This is a genomic window from Photobacterium gaetbulicola, from assembly GCF_003025515.1.
GTDB lineage: Bacteria > Pseudomonadota > Gammaproteobacteria > Enterobacterales > Vibrionaceae > Photobacterium > Photobacterium gaetbulicola.
Genome location: NZ_PYME01000010.1, coordinates 109,062 through 127,484, shown reverse-complemented (window position 1 = coordinate 127,484; position 18,423 = coordinate 109,062). Strand labels below are relative to the sequence as shown.

Annotated in this window: 13 protein-coding genes and 1 pseudogene; 4 read left to right on the top strand and 10 right to left on the bottom strand. The window is 47.0% G+C overall.

What is annotated here, in order from left to right; all coding sequences use genetic code 11:
- Positions 1-133: 133 nt before the first annotated feature.
- Positions 134-1,264, top strand: a complete 1,131-nt coding sequence (rlmC, locus tag C9J03_RS10915) for a 23S rRNA (uracil(747)-C(5))-methyltransferase RlmC (protein ID WP_044623140.1) — start codon at positions 134-136, stop codon at positions 1,262-1,264.
- 108 nt (positions 1,265-1,372) lie between these two features.
- On the opposite strand, the gene C9J03_RS10910 is transcribed toward rlmC, so the two are convergent.
- From C9J03_RS10910 to C9J03_RS10890, 5 genes and pseudogenes are all read right to left on the bottom strand, one after another.
- The gene (locus tag C9J03_RS10910; protein ID WP_146149073.1) at positions 1,373-2,287 is read right to left on the bottom strand and encodes a DUF2971 domain-containing protein; all 915 of its coding nucleotides are present in this window, start codon (positions 2,285-2,287) and stop codon (positions 1,373-1,375) included.
- Positions 2,288-2,463: 176 nt separating this feature from the next.
- Positions 2,464-2,959 (bottom strand): annotated as a pseudogene (locus C9J03_RS10905) (YcxB family protein).
- A gap of 317 nt (positions 2,960-3,276) precedes the next feature.
- On the bottom strand, positions 3,277-5,055 hold the full coding sequence (locus C9J03_RS10900) for an ABC transporter ATP-binding protein (RefSeq protein WP_044623142.1): 1,779 nt from the start codon (positions 5,053-5,055) through the stop codon (positions 3,277-3,279).
- The gene (locus C9J03_RS10895) at positions 5,049-6,812 is read right to left on the bottom strand and encodes an ABC transporter ATP-binding protein (RefSeq protein ID WP_044623143.1); all 1,764 of its coding nucleotides are present in this window, start codon (positions 6,810-6,812) and stop codon (positions 5,049-5,051) included. Before C9J03_RS10895 ends, C9J03_RS10900 begins: the two co-directional genes overlap by 7 nt.
- Before the next feature lie 221 nt (positions 6,813-7,033).
- Positions 7,034-7,747, bottom strand: coding sequence for a hypothetical protein (locus C9J03_RS10890; protein ID WP_044623144.1), 714 nt, complete (start codon positions 7,745-7,747; stop codon positions 7,034-7,036).
- A 466-nt stretch (positions 7,748-8,213) separates the two neighbouring features.
- On the opposite strand from C9J03_RS10890, the gene iadA reads away from it, so the two are divergent.
- A complete protein-coding gene (gene iadA / locus C9J03_RS10880) occupies positions 8,214-9,350 on the top strand; it encodes a beta-aspartyl-peptidase (RefSeq protein ID WP_044623146.1) in 1,137 nt (378 codons plus the stop codon).
- 99 nt (positions 9,351-9,449) lie between these two features.
- Positions 9,450-10,895 carry a YfcC family protein gene (locus C9J03_RS10875; RefSeq protein WP_044623147.1) on the top strand — a complete coding sequence of 482 codons (1,446 nt, stop codon included), beginning with the start codon at positions 9,450-9,452 and terminating at the stop codon, positions 10,893-10,895.
- A gap of 270 nt (positions 10,896-11,165) precedes the next feature.
- Here the strand turns inward: C9J03_RS10875 and C9J03_RS10870 are convergent, their stop codons facing one another.
- The gene (locus C9J03_RS10870; RefSeq protein ID WP_044623148.1) at positions 11,166-12,230 is read right to left on the bottom strand and encodes an alanine/ornithine racemase family PLP-dependent enzyme; all 1,065 of its coding nucleotides are present in this window, start codon (positions 12,228-12,230) and stop codon (positions 11,166-11,168) included.
- 227 nt (positions 12,231-12,457) lie between these two features.
- On the bottom strand, positions 12,458-13,381 hold the full coding sequence (locus tag C9J03_RS10865; protein WP_044623149.1) for a LysR family transcriptional regulator: 924 nt from the start codon (positions 13,379-13,381) through the stop codon (positions 12,458-12,460).
- 519 nt (positions 13,382-13,900) lie between these two features.
- Here C9J03_RS10865 and C9J03_RS10860 point away from each other — a divergent pair.
- Positions 13,901-14,878 (top strand): collagen-binding domain-containing protein, encoded by a 978-nt coding sequence (locus tag C9J03_RS10860; protein ID WP_044623150.1) that lies wholly within the window; start codon positions 13,901-13,903, stop codon positions 14,876-14,878.
- Positions 14,879-14,944: 66 nt separating this feature from the next.
- On the opposite strand, the gene def is transcribed toward C9J03_RS10860, so the two are convergent.
- From def to nhaC, 3 genes are all read right to left on the bottom strand, one after another.
- Positions 14,945-15,448 (bottom strand): peptide deformylase, encoded by a 504-nt coding sequence (def, locus tag C9J03_RS10855; protein ID WP_044623151.1) that lies wholly within the window; start codon positions 15,446-15,448, stop codon positions 14,945-14,947.
- A gap of 196 nt (positions 15,449-15,644) precedes the next feature.
- Complete coding sequence (locus tag C9J03_RS10850) at positions 15,645-16,817, bottom strand: MalY/PatB family protein (protein WP_044623152.1); 1,173 nt, start codon at positions 16,815-16,817, stop codon at positions 15,645-15,647.
- 9 nt (positions 16,818-16,826) lie between these two features.
- Positions 16,827-18,302, bottom strand: a complete 1,476-nt coding sequence (nhaC, locus tag C9J03_RS10845; protein WP_044623153.1) for a Na+/H+ antiporter NhaC — start codon at positions 18,300-18,302, stop codon at positions 16,827-16,829.
- Positions 18,303-18,423: the final 121 nt, after the last annotated feature.

The window sequence follows — 18,423 nt, the reverse complement described above, 5'->3', positions numbered from 1 at the left end:
CAGGGCAACAGATTATTGTTGTCTAAAATGTCAGCAGCGTCATCAAAATTACTTATTCTGTGCAGAAATAATCCAAATGGTGCTTTTCGGAGAAAGGAATAGACTAGCGCTTTTCTTTATTACCCGTACCACCATGCAATGTTCTCACTTTGATCAGCAGCGCTGCCGTTCCTGTAATTTATCGGGTATGCCTTACCTACAGCAAATTCAGCAAAAAGATGACACGCTAAAACAGTTGTTTTCAACGGTAATGCCATTGCAATGGTTGCCCGCTGTTTACAGTGAGGAAAGTGCATGCCGAAACAAGGCCAAGATGGTAGTACTTGGTGCTGCCCACCAGCCAGTGTTGGGTATAGAAGGCTGTGATAATCTGCCTGTAAGCTTATGCGACTGCCCGCTTTATCCTAATGATATGCAGGCATTACTGGCTTATCTCGAAAACTGGATTCGAGGCGCGGGTATTCCGCCTTATAACAAGACGAAAAAGAAAGGCGAGTTGAAATACATTCTGCTTACTCGTTCTCAATGTCAGGGCGAGTATATGCTGCGGTTCGTGATGAAAAGTAGAGATGCGATTGCCCGTATTGAAGCAAACCTTGCCAGGCTGCTTGGCGATTGGCCGCAAGTGAAGGTGGTTTCGGTGAACCTGCAGCCTATCCATATGGCGCGTTTGGAAGGGGAAGAAGAGATTTTCCTCACCGACGCTCAGCATCTGGTCGAGCAGTTCAGTGGTGTCCCCATGGTGATTCGACCAAAGAGTTTCTTTCAGACCAACCCGCAGGTTGCTGAGCAACTATATGCGGCAGCACGTGACTGGGTCAGAGAGTTAGCACCGAGCTCGATGTGGGATTTGTTTTGCGGCGTGGGCGGCTTTGCCTTGCATTGTGCAAAGGATGTCGAACGGGTTGTTGGTATTGAAATTGAGCCTGAGGCGATTGCCAGTGCCAAGTTTTCAGCAGCGACGTTGGGGATCACTAACCTGGAGTTTGATGCGTTGGACTCTGCTCATTTCTCCCAGTTGCAAGACCGTGCACCTGAGCTGGTGTTGGTTAATCCGCCACGCCGCGGGCTAGGACAGGCATTAACCGAGCAACTTCTCGCATTGGCACCCAAATATATTATCTATTCCAGCTGCAACCCAGAAACACTTAAAAAGGACTTAATGGATTTGCATCTGTATGAGGCTCAGCGGCTGCAGTGGTTTGATATGTTTCCTCATACGGAGCATGCGGAAGTGATGGTGTTGCTTGAGCGTAGTGAATAGCGACCTCATTCAATCAGTGATCTTGAACATCAGTTATGCTGATTGATTTAACGACAAGCAGGGCCTCTTAGTGAGGGGCCTTTTTAGTACGGGCGGGGTAATGTGAGTTTAATTATATTGCGTTTTATGCCTGGCACATTGCCCGACATCCTCATAGGTTTCAGGCCTTGTTTCTGATAGCTCTCTGGCGTTGGCTCCCCACAACAGAGCTTGCTCGCCGTATTGTGACGTTAAGCTAGAGATAGCCAGTGAGTTTCTTTTGTCGGATTTTGCCCCGAGAATGATGACTTTTATCGACTCCATAGAAAAGACATCTTCCAAGGTACGTTTGTAATATGGCGTGATAAGGTTACGGTTCACGCGATAGCTCAGTTCGTTCAGCGGAACCAGCGCAATGGCGCGTGATTCATCTTCGTTAATAAAGTCATGATGTTTCCAGGCAAACAGGGTTTTGAGCAAGGAAAAGAGCGAGGACTTGTAATGTGGCGCCAAGGTTTCCAGGACACTTTGCTGCTCATGTTGATGCTGCATGTCAATGGCGTTCAAATAATCAAACAGCTCTTTGAACAGGAAAATGGTTTCCTCAATATAGTTATGTAGTGGGTCATAGCTACACTTGAATGTCTCACTCAGCATCAGCGTTCCGCTAAAGTAGTGAGCAGAACAGGTTAGTGAGGGACTATCACTGGTGTTGTTTTTCAGTACATCGGACCGAAAACCGATACAGCTGCCGCGGCAATCATCACCATAAAAGCGCCATTGAGTTAAAGAATCGCTGGTACCGGAAAATGAGCAGACACACATGGAGTGCTGGGTTTCGATTTGGTGCAGGAGCATTTCCAAGATCTTACTGCATGCGGTGTACTCCGAGTCACGCAGCCGCCCGGTCAGGGCATGTAACGCTTTTTTGAATTCCCCTTTGTCGTTTAGAAACTGGTAATCGGTAAACCATATCTCTTTGTTGAGCATAACGCCAAAGAGTCCGTCTGTTGAGGTGTAATGAAACAGTGTATTTCCGTCCACGATTAGCGCCTACTTTTTTGTTATGTGTTCATTAAACAGTACTAGAGCTCTCAAATTTTGGTCAAATTAATTCATTGGAAAGTGTTAACAGCAGTCAATATTACTAACTTACTCATACACATTACTGCAGAAGCATGAACCTATATACGATCAATATGCGGTAAAAAATGCTGACGTTAGTTCATTTTTGATACAGCGTGCTGCTCTACCATGAACGCGATCACTTCATCATTTAAGCAAGACTTACTGACATATTGGCGCTGTTTACCCATATGAAGGATAAAACCTAAATCGCTTTGTTGAAGTTGGTCGATTTCACTCCAGGCGATGTTACGGGTGTTTTTACCGCTTTTATAACTCACATCGTTAGATGTCAACGTGAAATACCACTTTGCTGCCAGAGCTCATGCTGAGAGTTTGTCGCCACAACCACCAGGTTCTCTTAAAATAAACACTAAGCGCCTCAATAATACTCAAAACAATAAAGAACCAACCAACGTAACCACTGGGTAGCAGTTCAAATTTTACTAAAACCACCCCAAAGAGAAGAAAAAGTATTCCTTTTAAATAGGCTTGTGGAAATACAGCAGGACGGCTAGTTTGATCATAACATTCTGCTAAAAAGGCCTTGTCGATGGTGTATTCTGTGGTGAAATCAAAGTCTTTAGACATAAGTGGCTACTTTGAGGGTTTCTGTGAGTGAGTATCCCATGCTGCGACCTCGCAACTCGCGTATTGTACAGCTTCTCGGTGCTTTTCTTTAGTTTGTTTTAATCCTCTTTTGTAAATCAATAATACCGACAGGGTCTACTCTCACTATAGCCAGTTTGTTATCCAAATTGGTATTAGATGATGCATCAACCAGCTAAAAACCTAGGCGCTCAGTAATGCAATAAAGCGCAAGTAAAATAACTTATGCACGCAACTGACAAATCAGGTGGTATCTACGGTGCCACCTGATTTGTGTTTTTGAGTCTGTTACTTATTTGTTAATTTAGCTCTGGAGCTGAAGACTGCAACGTCGACTCATTGAGCAATCCTGCGTAAATACCATTTTGGGCAACCAGTTCTTGGTGGTTCCCCCGCTCGACAATCTCGCCTTTTTCCAGAACCAGGATCATATCCGAGTGGCGCACTGTGCTAAGGCGGTGGGCGATTGCGATAACGGTCTTTTCTTTGAACAAGCGCTGCATGGCTTTTTGGATCAGGTCTTCGGTGATGGAATCAACTGAGCTGGTGGCTTCATCGAGCATCATGACTTGTCCGCCTTGTGCCACTGCACGGGCAAAGGAGATTAACTGGGTTTGGCCAACGGAAAGGTTAGCGCCGTTTTTATCTAACGGGAAGTCATAGCCTTGTGGCAGTTGCTCGATAAAGCTATTGGCGTAAACATAACGCGATGCCTGCTCAACCTGCTCGCGTGAGATGCCTGTTTTGCCCAAGGCAATATTGAAGTGAATGGTTTCTTCAAACAAGTGGACATCCTGCATCATCAATGAAAATAGATGGGCACAATCTTCAATGGCAACTTCAGAAAGCTCAATGCCATTTAGTAGGATGCTGCCCTCGTAATCTTGATAGGTTTTCGAGATCAGGCGCATAATCGTTGACTTGCCTGAGCCGGTTGAGCCAACCAGCGCGATCTGATGGCCTTTTTCCAAAATAAAGGACACGTTTTTCAGCACGTAAGGGGCGTCATCTTTGTATCGGAAGCTGACATTTCTGAACTCAAGGCTGACAAACTTTTTAAGCTGTTGTTCCACTTTGTGTGTCGGCTGCAAATCACGGCCTTCCTCTTCGATTGGCTCGACGAATAGTTCTTCTATATGGTCGAACGCAGCAAATGAGCTTTGGATCGAGGCAATTTGCGAGGTGAAATCTCGGATAGGTACAAACACTTTCTCCAATGTGTTGATAAACGCAATCAGCACACCCAAAGTCAGTGACGCCTCCAAGACTTGCCCAGAACCGTACCAAATCATCAGTGCTACGGTGATAGAGGTAATACCGGAGATGAAGGAAAACAATACGGCATCGTATTTATTGACCTTCTTCTGCGCTTTTAAAAACTCATCGGTATAGCCTTTGTATTTTTGCTCGACTGCTTCTTCAGCACGGTATAGCTGAACGGTTTTAACGCCTAAGATCACTTCCTGCAAATAGCCGATACCACGGGCCAATGAAGAACGGGTGGTCAAGTGCAGTTCCCGCAGGCGGTTGCGAACATACATCGTCAGGTACATCACCGGTGGCATGATAACCAAGACAATCAGTGTCAGTTGCCAGTCGATAAAGAGCATCATCACTAATAAAGCAATGGTATTGAGGCTATCTCGAACCAGCCCAACAACGGATTGGATGAATGTCTCGCCAATGGTTTCAAGATCACTGGTAAGTCGAGAAAGCGTCACGCCGTTTGGTGTGTTATCAAAATAGCTGCGGGGTAGTCTCAATACGCGGTCAACAAGCACTGAACGCATATCCGTAATAGTGTACTGGCCTGTTTTGCGCAGGTTGTAAGAATAGGTGGTATCAACAATGTAGTCGACAATCAAAACCCCAACAAGGGCCATGATATATAGCCACATGCCGTTGGTGTTTTCCTGCGATAGGTGAGTATCAATCACCTGGATAATCAGCCATGGGAACAGCAAACTGGTTGCAATGGTGAGCGGCAACATGGAAATACCCAGGATGGCAGAGCCTTTGTATTTCTTGGCAAATTTAAAAAAGTGCTTTAGGTATTTAACATCAATGCCCTTTAACATGCTGCTGCCTCCGCTTCGCTCTGTTGCAGTTTCCAGGTATCAAAATAGTAAGGGCAAGTTTGGAGCAGGGTAGTGTGATCACCTTTGGCAATCACCTTTCCTTCACTGAGAACAATGATTTCATCCATATATTCGAGGGCGTTAACGCGATGGGAGACGACGAGGACGGATTGATTCTGCAAACGGTCAAACAAGCCTTCCAGAATCTTGCGTTCTGTCTCGTAATCAACCGCAGACAAGACATTGTCCAAGATGATCAAATCACTTGGCTCAAGCAGGGCTCGGGCAATGCTCAAACGTTGTTTCTGGCCACCGGAGAGCATGATCCCTTTTTCGCCGACCAAGGTTTGATCGCCGTTCTCAAAACGGCCAACATCACCAGAAAGTTGGCTAAGTGACAACACTTCATCGACTTGAGTTTTCGCAATGTCCGGGGCGTGGCTGCCGAAGCGAATGTTATCCTCTACCGTTGCCGAGAATAGATACGGGTCTTGTGTGACCGTTTTGATATAGCGGCGCAGGTCGGAGCGGGCAAAAGTGGTGATGTCTTTATCGCCGAGGAAAACGCTGCCTGCCGGTACATCCAGATGGTGATTGAGGCAGTTGACCAGAGTGGTTTTTCCTGCCCCGATGCTGCCGAGAACACCGATTTTTTTACCCGGGGGGATATCGAAACTGACGTTATCCAGAACTAAAGCCTCGTCACCCGGGTAGCTGAAACTCAGGTTTCGTACTGATAACGTTTCTGCCTGTAAGGCATCAAGCTCATTGTGCGTCAGAGACGTTGCATCTTGCTCTGGGATCTCAGCATTGAGGATAGTTTGCACGCTTTCGATCCCAACCATGCCGCGCTGATAGATGGTCGCAATTCGCCCTAGTTGCATCAGCGGCATAGCCAGTAAGACAGAATAGCTGAGAAAAGCCGTTATCTCGCCTAAAGTGAGCTGCTGGCTCATCAGCATATAACCGCCAAGTCCGAGGATAACAATCTTCATGAGGTTGTTGGCGTAATCCAGCACAGGCATAAAAAACACCTGAATACGGGTGATCTGCATCCGGCAGTGAAGCAGTTGTTGGTTAAGCTTTTCGACTTCGTCTTTTACCCACGGAGACATCTGCTCGCTCTTAATAAGATCGATCCCGGACAAGTAACCCATCAGCTGGGCAGAGAGGTTCTGCAACCGGCGCATATGTTCCATATGCAGTGTTTTCATTTGTTTAAAGCCGATACGGAAAATCACAAAAGCGATGATGATAGGAATCACGGAGTAAAGTGTCAGCTCGGGTGAAATGCGCCACATCCAGAGAGGTGTGAGAGATAGCGCAAGTAAGACATTGAAAAATTGCAGGAAGCCAAGGCCAAACAGCAGGCGGACGCCACCTAAATCATTATTGATGATCGAGATGAGCTTTCCTGATGCAAATTGGCTATGAAAGTTATTGGGTAAGCGGGTCAACTTGTGCAGCAGTATATTCTTGAGGGCTGCCTCTGTAACGCGGCCAGGATTAAGTGCGTACATGCGTGACCAAATGCGAACCACAACCATGGCAATAGCCATGAATACCACGATGCTCACATAGGTTGTCAGCTGCTGGTGGCCATCTGGTGAGCCGTTGTCGATAAGATCAATGGCCAACTGGATATAACGGGGGATTTCGACTTGGAGCCAGTTAACGAGAAAAATGAAAAAAATCGCCAGTATGTATGACTTGCGATTCATACGCAGAAAGTGCGCAAAAAATTGTGTTTTAGTCATGAAACGCGTTCTTTAAGGGGGATTCAGTATGGCCTTGTTCAATGCTGAAACCGACAAAACAGTAAGAAAGCACGGCAGGTTATCCCAAATTGTTAGTGAAATTGATTATCGTTTACTGAGAATAACATATTGGCTTCTGCTATGCAGGTTGCAAAGCGAGCGAGCTGATTCAGTGCCAGCTGGCGACACATATTCAGTTATCTAAGGTAGGGGCCGCTCACCTACTTGGCAGGTTCAAGTGAAACAACCGTCTGCTGGCCGTCAACCGTTAGGTGAAATGCGTTAGCGAGTGAGTGAACTATAGCTTCGGTGGTAAAGAGGGAGAGGGAGATTTCAGCCATTGCGCCCGTAGCCGATTTGATCAAATAGGCCTTGTGGTTGATATATTCACTGCTTTCAACCGGTAGAAAATACACCAAAGCGAACTCCTGTTTGAAATCTTCATAGATAGCGACACAAGAACGGGTGTCGGCCTGGCACTGGGAAATCGATTCCGGCCATTGAGTATGGTACTTATTGCTCACCTCTCTCATGATATGGATATATTGGCCCTCATTATGAGGCATACCATAAAAATGGCTGTCGTCGTGACACAAAAGAGAGGTGAGTTCTCCTTTGTTTTCATGCGATACGGTTAACGACTTGTTGATCGTATGATGTGACAAGCTATTTTCATTCAGCCAAGGTACCTCGTAGCCACGATGCTCCAGTTCTAGCATCAAGTAGCTTGCATCATTGTTGCCGTATATTGCGTCGGTAAAGCTATAGTGGTATTTGCCGTTCATTGCCTGGTATTCGGATGCGGCACCTCGAGAATAAGACTCACCGCTCAACTGCATCGTACCGGCTTCAGGCTCAGTGACGGCAAGCTCCACCTGTCCGGCACGGCCATAACGGTAAACAGTCAGCCCCTCGCTGCCGGTGCAAAAGCTCACGGTTTTTCCATTTCGAAGCTCACAACCCGTAATATAGTCCTCATTGGGTTGGCACAGGGATTGCGCATAGCTAGGTGCTGCTATTAGCATGAATACAAGAGAAAAATATTTCAAATCGGGCCTCGATATGTTCGATAAAAACGAGCAAGCACTAATGTGCTTGCTTGCGGGGAGTCTAACACAGCTAGGGTTAAGAGTAATGTTTGCTTTGTAAGTTAATGATATAAATGATTATATTACCTCTTGCTTTCAATACATCGATTTCACGCAAAGTAACTATCCCAACCTCGCTATTTATCTTTTGCTCTAATAGGCGTTCAATGTCGACAACCAACAAGCAAAGGTAGGACAGCAGGTACTTTATATGCAGAACCATAACCCAAGCCTCGCTTCTATTTGCTTGTTCCTTTTGACCGTCTGATATGTCCGGTTATCAAAAATCACCGATCCCAAAGGAAGAGGAATCATGTTTACCCTACTGAAAAATACGAATCTCTATAATCCCAATAAAGTCGGCAAGACCGATATTTTAATCGGACAAGGAAAGATACTCGCCATTGAGCCCGACCTAAATGTCTGCGGGCTGCCGAGTCTCACGACGATTGATTGCTGCGGGAAAATCGCCACGCCGGGATTGATTGATCAACATGTTCACCTTATCGGCGGTGGCGGAGAGTCCGGTTTTGGCAGCCGAGTGCCGCAGGTTAGCCTTAAAAAACTGCTGCAGGCCGGCACTACCACGGTTATCGGTGTGCTGGGAACCGATGGTATCTCGCGCTCGCCTCGAGATTTGTATGCCAAAGCCGCCGCACTGACGGAAAGTGGCATGACTGCTTACATGTATACCGGCTCCTACGAGGTCCCAACCAAGACCATTACCGGGGCGATTCGGGATGATATTGCCTTTATTCCGTCTGTTCTGGGTGTAAAAATCGCTTTGGCTGATCACCGCTGTTCTTTCCCAACAACACAGGAACTGGCTCGCATTACCTCAGATATCAGGGTTGCCGGGATGCTATCTGGCAAGCGAGGTGTACTGCATATTCATATGGGCGATCTGCCCAACGCATTTGACAAGATCAATGAGCTCCTCGATATGGGGATACCGATCAAGCATTTCTCGCCGACCCACCTCGAGCGCAATTCAGGGTTGTTTGACGAAGCGATTGGCTTTGCCCTGAAAGGCGGGAAAATCGATATTACGTCTGCGCCTGGCAATTTTGCTGATCAAGAGCAGATGATAAAACATGCCCTCGAATCTGGAGTCGCTGCAGACCGAATTACCACCAGCTCAGATGGCAATGGCAGCCTGCCGGAATTTAATGAGCAAGGCGAGCTTACCGGTATTGTTGCGGCAAGCTGTGATAGCAACCTGGAATTTTTACCGAAACTAATCAATGTAGGTATTGAACCAGAGCAGGCTATTGCAATGATGACAGCTAACGTTGCCGATACATTAGGAATAAATAAAGGTCGAGTTGAATTAGGTTGTGATGCAGATATCTGCATTTTTAATGATGACTTCTCGATTCATTCCGTAATTGCCAAAGGAAAAACAATGATTTTGGATGGTGACGTATTAATAAAAGACAACTTTGAATAATGCTATGAATTCTTTTTCCCAATAACGATTTCTATTCAGTGTTTGGTACATAGAGTGACCGTTTTCTACTGGCGACAGTAGCAAGACAAGGAGATAATAATGACGACCCAAACCGCGACAAAAGAAGAGAAAACTGGCTTTTTTGCTAACTTCAAATTTCCTTCAGCCTACACCATTCTTTTTGCCCTTATTGCGTTTGTAGCATTGCTGACTTGGATAGTTCCTGCAGGTCAGTATGAGCGCGTGATGAATGAGGAGCTTGGTAGAGAAGTACCTATAAGTGGTACTTACCAACCCATAGACAGCAACCCGCAGGGTTTCGTGGATATCCTGCTGGCACCGATAGACGGTTTTTATGACCACAACAGCTATGAGGCGGCAGCGATCGACGTTGCCCTGTTCATTCTGGTGATCGGTGGCTTCCTCGGCTTGGTGACCAAAACGGGGGCGATTGATGCCGGTATTGCGCGTGTAACCGCACGGTTCAAAGGGCGGGAAGAGCTGATGATCCCCATCTTGATGGCGATGTTCGCTGCAGGGGGGACGATTTACGGTATGGCCGAAGAGACCATTCCCTTCTATACATTGCTTGTTCCTGTCATGATGCTAGCACGCTTTGACCCTTTGGTCGCAGCGGCAACCGTGCAGCTAGGCGCCGGGATCGGTAGTCTTGGCTCAACCATTAACCCATTCGCCACCGTCATTGCCTCCAATGCTGCGAGCATCCCATTTACAGATGGGATCGAACCACGTTTTGCGATATTGCTGATTGGTTGGGTGATCTGTGTCGGTTATGTCATGCGCTATGCCAAAATGGTTCGTGAAGACAAGACCAAGTCTATCGTTTATGACAAATACGAAGAAAACAAAGCCTTCTTCCTTGGTAATCAGTCTGATGAACTGCTGGAATTTACCACAACGCGCAAAATCATTCTGGCGCTATTTGCCGCATCGTTCGGAATCATGATCTACGGCGTGGCTATGGCTGGGTGGTGGATGGCCGAAATTTCTGCCATGTTCCTGGCTGCCACCATCATCATTGGCTTAGTCGCCCGTATGAGCGAAGAGGAGTTAACATCCAGTTTCATCAACGGTGCCCGTGATTTGTTGGGCGTAGCCCTGATCATCGGTATTGCCCGAGGTATTGTCGTCATCATGGACCGCGGAATGATCACCGATACCGTATTGAACTATGCCGAGCACGCCGTTACGGGCCTGTCTTCTATCGTTTTCATCAACGTTATGTATTGGCTTGAGGTGTTATTGTCGTTCGTCGTTCCTTCTTCCTCAGGCTTGGCCGTATTGACCATGCCGATTATGGCACCTCTTGCTGACTTTGCCGGTGTAGGCCGTGATTTGGTCGTGACGGCTTACCAATCTGCATCCGGTTTGGTGAATATGGTGACACCAACGTCAGCAGTACTGATGGGGGGACTGGCCATTGCGCGCGTGCCGTACGTCCGCTGGCTTAAATGGGTCGCTCCGCTTATCGGTATGCTGACTGTGCTCATCATGGCCACTTTAAGCATTGGCGCAATGATGTAATTAATTAGGATTAAGGTAATAGCAAAACCACCAGTAATTAATATTGCTGGTGGTTTTTCTGTTTCAGCATAATTTAACGTGACGAATAAAAAGAGTCCTGTGTTCGAGAATATATATTTAAGCGGTGAATAGGCTGCCGGGAAATTACACGCACAATATGATGGATAAGGAAATGAACGGGGATAACAAAGAACAGTAAAGGAAAGCTGTAAATTACATGGCGGCGTGTAAAAGCGGGCATGTACGGCCCGCTCTGTGTAGAAGGCGAAACTAGATAAAATGCTTGTTAACGTATTCGGAGGTCATACACTGCAAGACACCGCTGTATGACAGGTTGAATGTAACCAAGCTACCAACCCGGTAGTTGATGTCGCTGTCACTGATGTCCAGGATCAAGTGATCACTGCTACCGCCAATGACAAGGATGCTGCTGTCTTGCGGGGTGATTTGATTGATATCGACATCTTGTTTGCCAATGGCACAGATGGCGCGTTTGCGGAGCCCGCGGTCAATAAATTGAGGTTTATTGCCAAAGGCATCCAATGCTGTGGAGTTGGCTGGTAACGAGGGTTTGACCTTTATTTCGATAATTTCTACTGACAGATCAAAAGTGTCCTGGCGGGTATTGGGAACTGGATCATCATTAAGCCCGATCCCCATTAGCAGAGAGGCCCCCAATCTCAGCTGATTGACCCCGCGAGGGAGCTCTCCGCGTTGCATGATATTCAGTCCGGCCGAGCTGGCACCCGTTACATACTTCAGCTTAATCTGGTTTTCGGTTTCTATCTTTGCGGCAATGGTGAGCAAGCTACTCTGGTTTTCGCTACTGGGCTCGACACCGCCATAGCACGCTAGGTTGGTACCAAGACCAACCAGTTCGATGCCCGGCAGGGTGATGGCCAGACGGGCAAGAGCCAACGTCTCCTCCTCAAAGAATGCGCCTTCACGAAGATCGCCCAAATCATGCATAAGAATGACTTGATGCTGCCGGTGTTGTTTGACGGCCTCAGCGGAAAGGGCTTGCAAGGTTGCCAGCTCAGAGTTCAGGGAAATATCTGCATAGCGGACAACCTCACAGGCTTCGCTGATTGCCGGTAACCGGAGTAACATCTTTTCGGCATCAAGTTGTTGCAGCTTTTTGAGGTTGGCAATACGGGAATCAGCCAGTAGGTGAATACCACCGTTGATGATGGCCTGTCCGACTTCCGGATAGGCGCAGGCGAGTTTGGTCACGCCTGCAGGGGAAATGCCATGGCTTTTACAGGTAGCTACCATATGTTGCGCATTTTGGGTGATCGTATTTAATCGAATATTAATGCATGGATAAACGCTCATTGATTTACCTTTGTAATAAACCCGCCTGAATAAATAAAAATGGCTTTTATGGCTGCATATCAGGTGGGTATGATTTTATTTGTAAATATTTAGCGCTTTTTGAGTGGGATAATAAATAGCGGGGTTAAGATGGTTACTTTGCCTATATTCGATGTATTGAAAATAGTGAAATCAAATCGGCGGGATAAGAAGTTTTATCCCGCTGATAAGTTATAAGTAATAAGGTGTTAGGCTGTGTGTAAGTCTTTATCCTGATTATGATGAACGTTGACAATCGCATTCATCAGTTGGGCTGCAGCGAGAGACTGTTCTTTTGAATCTAGGGTGGTTAGATGGAAATCCGCAAGGTATTCGAGCGAAGGTGCGTTGACTTTGACCATTTCACCGCGCTGCTCCCAGATAAAGGCATAGTGATCGGGTAGGTAGCCGACAAAGTTACCAGATAAGATCAGGTGTGCCGTTGCCTCCATATTGGTACTGCTGGCGAGGTGCATCAAATCCTTGGCTTCGCTGAGCGGGGTGATTTTATGCGCCAGACCGCGCTCGACGATAGGGTATTTAAGCAAATCCTCGACCTGAACCTCTCGGGCGAGGTTCAGGATGGGGTGCTCAGCCGAGCAGTAGAGACATTGTTTTTCATTGAATAAAAAAGTGTAGTTCAGGCCATCTTTTGGTGTTTCTGATGAGGTGATCCCCAGCTCAATTTTTCCTTCCAGCAGCATCATCTCTATTTGGTAGGAATCCCGGATATCGGTATCGATGGTGACTCTAGGGAAGTCGTTACAAAAGTGACGGATAGCCTGCTGAATTCTGCACTGCGGGTTGGTGGCCAAATTGTCGGTGAGGGCTAGGTGGATATGGCCATGAGAAACATTGCGGATACTATCGAGTCGGCATTCAAATCGGGCGATATCCTTAAAGAGCTCTTTACTGTACTGGTAAATCTTTTGTCCGTCACTGGTTAGCCTGAACCCTCTTCGACCACGATGGCACAGGGTCATGCCTAGCCGTGTTTCTAAGTCATTCATCTTGGTACTGATGGTGGACTGATGCATGTTTAGTTTAAATTGCGCTGCAGAAAAGCCGCCTGATTCGACAATGGTAATAAAAAGGTGAAGCAATTTGATATCAAAATCATTAACTTTTTGCATTGTTGTTTCTCGGTTTCTAGTACTGCCAAGTGCCTTACAGGCAGCTGATATTAGGTTTGCTATGCTACTTTATTTGACGGGGCATTTCTGAGAGCTATCGCACTTTCACATTGTTCACTATTCTCACGGGCTTTTCTTGTTTGGCTTGGCGGTGAGTGAGTTAACAGCTTAGGATAACTGGCTTAACGATAAATGCTATTTATAGATATAGCAAAAAATGTCATAGAAGCTGGCTTAGTTTAGTGTTACTGCTGCAACAAAGAAGATTTCTGTTAATTGTATCTGTCATGTAGTGAGAAAATAATATAAACCGCGAATGAATAATTTCAAAAGCAATGGTGAATAAAAGCTAAAACTAGCTCAAGGAATTATTGTCTGATTTTTAAGACATAATATGAGGCTATGTCTTCAAGTTTTAACAGGGTAAATTTAGAAAGGCTAATTTATAGTCTTGTCAGTTTGAAAAAGTGGGGAACCCATATAAGCTTTCTAAGGTATAAGCATACAATGGAGCGCACAATGAGAGTATGGAATCAATGTATACCGCTAATATTCATTTCACTGACATCGCTTTCGGTTAACGCGACGGCAATTGATATATTAAATGAATATAACTTGATTGTATTTGGGGATTTAGACTCAGACAGTGAAGTTGAAGGTAAAGCCATTGTAATGGGGGATATCAACGGAACAACCTCGAATTACGGTATTCATTTACCGACAGCTACGGGGCCTGAAGATGCTATGATCATCGGTGGTAATAACAATGCTACTGTAAATATCAATAATGGCTATGGTGCTGCCATCGGCGGGACCAATAATGGCATCATCAATCTCAATGGGGGCGGGGCTCTTACCAATAATATCACTGCTTACGACTTGGTTGATATTCAAAATGAATTAACCAGTTTTTCGAGTTATCTGCAAAACCTGACGGCTAATTCTATACTGACGACTCCCTTGTCATGTTGCGGCCCGGCATCCTTCGACGTCAATAATAGTTTAGGCAGTGATGTGGCGGTGTTTGATTTTCAAGCCATTGACTTCTTTGGAAACAGTTTCATTCAGCAGTACGATGTCAATTTTAATTCGCAAACTCCGTCAGCAATTGTCATGAATGTTGGCGGTACAACAATTACGGATACGACATTCTCGGCTAATGCTGTGGGCAATATTGTCAATGATCAAACCAGAGAGCTCATTATCTGGAACTTTTATGAAGCTCAAACGATTGATTTAACCAAACAGCTCAATGGTAGTTTATTGGCTCCATTAGCGGCCCTGACGAATGCGACGCCAATTGAAGGATCTGTCGTGGTGGATTCTTTCATTCAACGTGGTGAAATACACGATCCTACGTTTAATGGTTTCATTGAGTTTGACAGTGGTGATGATCCCGTCGTTGATATTCCCGAGCCATCATCACTGGCTATTTTCGGTATGGGAATGCTCGGTTTTTCCGGTTGGCGCCGCCGTCAAAATAAAGAAAGCTTATAAAGCCCTGAAGGAAACTTGAGGTGGAAGTAGCAGGGAGTCGCCACTTCCACTGTCCGTTTTTGACAATCAAAGTTGTGTTTTTAAGTGTTTTTTAACTTTCTTCATCGCGATTTGGCGTTTGAGGGGGGAAAGGTAATCGATAAATAAGTTACCTGACAGGTGGTCGATTTCATGTTGCATCACTATAGCCAGGAAGTCGTCACTTTCAATTGTAATCGGATGGCCATGGCGATTCTGGGCTGAGACAACAACGGAAGTAAAACGCTCAACATCCGCATAATAGCCGGGTACAGACAAGCAGCCTTCCTGCCCCGAGGCTTTACCAGTACCAGAGACGACTTTTGGGTTTACTAGAATAAGTGGCTCATTTCGGTTTTCTGATAAGTCGATAATGACGATCGCTTCTTTTCGACCAACCTGTGTTGCCGCTAAGCCAATGCCATTGTCGGTAGCGTAGAGGGTTTCCAGCATGTCATCGATTAGGGGCTGCACGGATTCTGTATTCTGTACTTGCTCAGCTTGAACCTTCAGCCGAGGATCCGGTGCAGTGAGAATGTCTAGAACGGCCATATATCTCCTTAATTTCCGCTTAAGTAAGTGATGTTGTTCATAAATGCACTTGTTAAGTCTTTATACAGCGTTTGTGCCATATAGCAATATGCTTAGCTGTTTCGCCAGCACTTTCACCCGACAGGGAGATTTGCGTGGTTTAAAAACCAAAAGGATCTGACATGGTCAGATCCTTTTATTTTCCGGAATGAGAAATTTAGTTCGTGAGTGCAGTTCTCATACGCTGGCAAGCCTCAAGCAAGGTCTCTCGCGGACAGCCCAAATTCAAGCGGATATAGCCTGAACCTTCAGTACCGAAGGCAATCCCCATACTTGGCACTATGCCTGCGTTAACCAATTTCTTCTCGAGAACATCATCACCAAGCCCTAATCCACGGCAATCTACCCACGCTAAATAGCCGGCCTGCGGTGGCTGGAAACGAAGGGCTGGGAGTTCTTTTTCAAGAAAAGTCGCCAGTATATCGATATTGCCCTGCAGGTAGAGCTTAAGCGCATTGAGCCAATCGCTTGAAGTCTGATATGCAGCCGTTGCGGCACACATTGCCAGGCTGTTGTACACATCCATGCCATGGGCATCAAGCCGGCGGACAAACGCGGCTTTCAGTTCACTGTTCGGGATCAGGAAATTGGAGATCCGCAGTGACGACAGGCCAAAGGTCTTACTGGCCGCGGTGGCAACAACAAGGCGCTGCTGCAAACGCTCAGGTAACGACAGCGCAGAGTGGTACTGATGCCCAGGCATGGCCAAGTCCCCCCAGATCTCGTCGCTGAGCAGCCATACCTGATAACGCTCACACAACTCGGCCAGCGCCAGGATTTCCTCTTGCGACCAGGCTTTGCCCACAGGGTTGTGCGGGTTACAGAAGATCATCACCTTACAGCCTTGTGTAAAGCATTGCTCAAGGTGGTTGAGATCCATCCGGTACTCGCCGTTGTCATTGACCAACGGGTTGGCAACAATTTCACGATCGTTCAGCTCGGTGATCTTGCGGAACGAGCCGTAACCCGGGGTCTGCATCACCACCTTGTCGCCAGATTGCGTCAGCATCTGGATCAGCATCGACAGGCCGGGTAGAACACCGTGTACAGTGGTGATCCAACTTTGATCTATCTTGATCCCGTGTTGTTGCTGATACCAGTTGATGATCGCCTGGTAATAGTCGTTGTTGCGCTCGGCATAACCAAAGATGCCATGTCCAATGCGCTGGTTAAGCGCTTCCAGTACCGCCGGTGGCGCTTGGAAATCGTAATCCGATACCCACATTGGTAGGCGCTCTTCGGAGTCTAGACCCAGCTTTTCGGTCATGAAATCCCATTTGAGCGAGCCGGTTGAGCGGCGGTCATGAACCTGGTCGAAAGTTACTGTCATGGTGTTACCTTATTTCGCTTCAGCAACTGCTGAATGGTTTGCTGCTTGTTCTTTTTGTTCTGATGCCTGAGCGACTGGCGCTTTGGCAATACCGAAGCCGGTGAAGCCGTAAATGATGGCGAAGATCACCCCGGTGTAACACTGGATAGCCCATGGTAGGTAATCCAAGGTCGAGACGCCCAAGGTACCTGCCATGTATACACCCGCTGCCGTCCAAGGGACGAGTGGTTCAATGATGGTGCCGGCATCTTCGATAGTACGGGACAGGTTCTTGGTATCTAGTCCCATCTTGCGGTAGGCGTTCTGGAAGAGTTCACCCGGAATCAGTAGCGCCAGCTTACCGTCGGAAGTGGTGAACACAACGGTGATAGTGGCGATAACGGTAGACAGGATCAATTGGCCCGTGGTGCGGATCAGGTGTAGGAAATGGCCCAGTACGACATTGAGCGCACCCGTCAGGCTAAGGATTCCGGCGAAAGCAAAGGCGCAGAATACCAACAGGATAGTGCTCATCATCGAGAACAAGCCACCGCGGTTAAGCAGCTTGGCCACATCTGGAATGATAGCGTCTACTGCATGACCGTTGTCGCTGAACATGCTGATGTTGAAGCCGTCGACATAGGCCTGGAAGCCTTGTTGTAGGCTAAAACCTTGGAAAACCATCCCCAGACCTAGCGCAATGGCCGATGCGGTCAGCATCAGAGGGATCACTGGTTTCTTGGTTAACGCGCCCCATAGGATCATCGCTGGTGGAATAACCAGCAGGATGTTCAGGTTATACAGGCTTTCAAGGCCAGCCAAGATCTCAACGACTTTTTGCGGCTCGGCGACACCGGCGATATCGCCGTGCTGACCGGCGAAAAAGAACACCACTGAGGCAATGACAAAGCCTGGCAGTGTGGTATAGAGCATGTGCTGGATGTGTTCATAAAGGGTGGTGCCAGACACGACCGGCGCGAAGTTAGTTGAATCTGAAAGCGGGGAGATCTTATCGCCAAAGTAAGCACCGGAAACCACGGCACCTGCAGCCGCGGCAAGAGAAACATCCAAACCCGCAGCCACACCCATTAGCGCCACACCCACAGTACCTGCAGAGCCCCAAGACGTACCGGTACACACCGATACGATGCTGGTGACAAAGAAGGCGGCAATCAAGATGTATTCAGGGCTGATAACTTTCAAACCCCAGTACACCATGTAAGGAATGGTGCCGCTGATCATCCAGCTGGCAATCAAGCCACCGACAGAGACCAGAATAAGGATAACTGGCATGGCTTTGGCGAGCTTCTCAACGATAGCTCCCATGATGTCATCCCAGTTGTAGCCCATGCGGTAAGCGATAAAGCCGGTAAACGCGGCTGAAACTAATAGTAGTGGTTCGATACGCAGTCCTAGCATGCCGTAACCAATTGCCAGTAAGCCAAACATTACCGCGATAGGGGCTATCGCCAGCGGAAGTGATGGCAGAGGCTTTGTATTTGTCATTGTGTTGTCCTCTTCAAGTAAGTACACGTCTGTTTCAATGACACAATGTTAAGAGCGGCCCCGCTCGTAAAATGAGACCTAGATGCTGGTTTCATGTAAGCGCTTACATGGGGTGTGTACA

Bases quoted from the DNA above. Each gene is read 5' to 3' on its own strand.
- nhaC (WP_044623153.1), bottom strand. From the start codon at position 18,302: ATGACAAATACAAAGCCTCTGCCATCACTTCCGCTGGCGATAGCCCCT.
- C9J03_RS10875 (WP_044623147.1), top strand. From the start codon at position 9,450: ATGACGACCCAAACCGCGACAAAAGAAGAGAAAACTGGCTTTTTTGCT.
- C9J03_RS10850 (WP_044623152.1), bottom strand. From the start codon at position 16,817: ATGACAGTAACTTTCGACCAGGTTCATGACCGCCGCTCAACCGGCTCG.
- rlmC (WP_044623140.1), top strand. From the start codon at position 134: ATGCAATGTTCTCACTTTGATCAGCAGCGCTGCCGTTCCTGTAATTTA.
- C9J03_RS10870 (WP_044623148.1), bottom strand. From the start codon at position 12,230: ATGAGCGTTTATCCATGCATTAATATTCGATTAAATACGATCACCCAA.
- C9J03_RS10895 (WP_044623143.1), bottom strand. From the start codon at position 6,812: ATGACTAAAACACAATTTTTTGCGCACTTTCTGCGTATGAATCGCAAG.
- C9J03_RS10865 (WP_044623149.1), bottom strand. From the start codon at position 13,381: ATGCAAAAAGTTAATGATTTTGATATCAAATTGCTTCACCTTTTTATT.
- C9J03_RS10900 (WP_044623142.1), bottom strand. From the start codon at position 5,055: ATGTTAAAGGGCATTGATGTTAAATACCTAAAGCACTTTTTTAAATTT.
- def (WP_044623151.1), bottom strand. From the start codon at position 15,448: ATGGCCGTTCTAGACATTCTCACTGCACCGGATCCTCGGCTGAAGGTT.
- iadA (WP_044623146.1), top strand. From the start codon at position 8,214: ATGTTTACCCTACTGAAAAATACGAATCTCTATAATCCCAATAAAGTC.
- C9J03_RS10860 (WP_044623150.1), top strand. From the start codon at position 13,901: ATGAGAGTATGGAATCAATGTATACCGCTAATATTCATTTCACTGACA.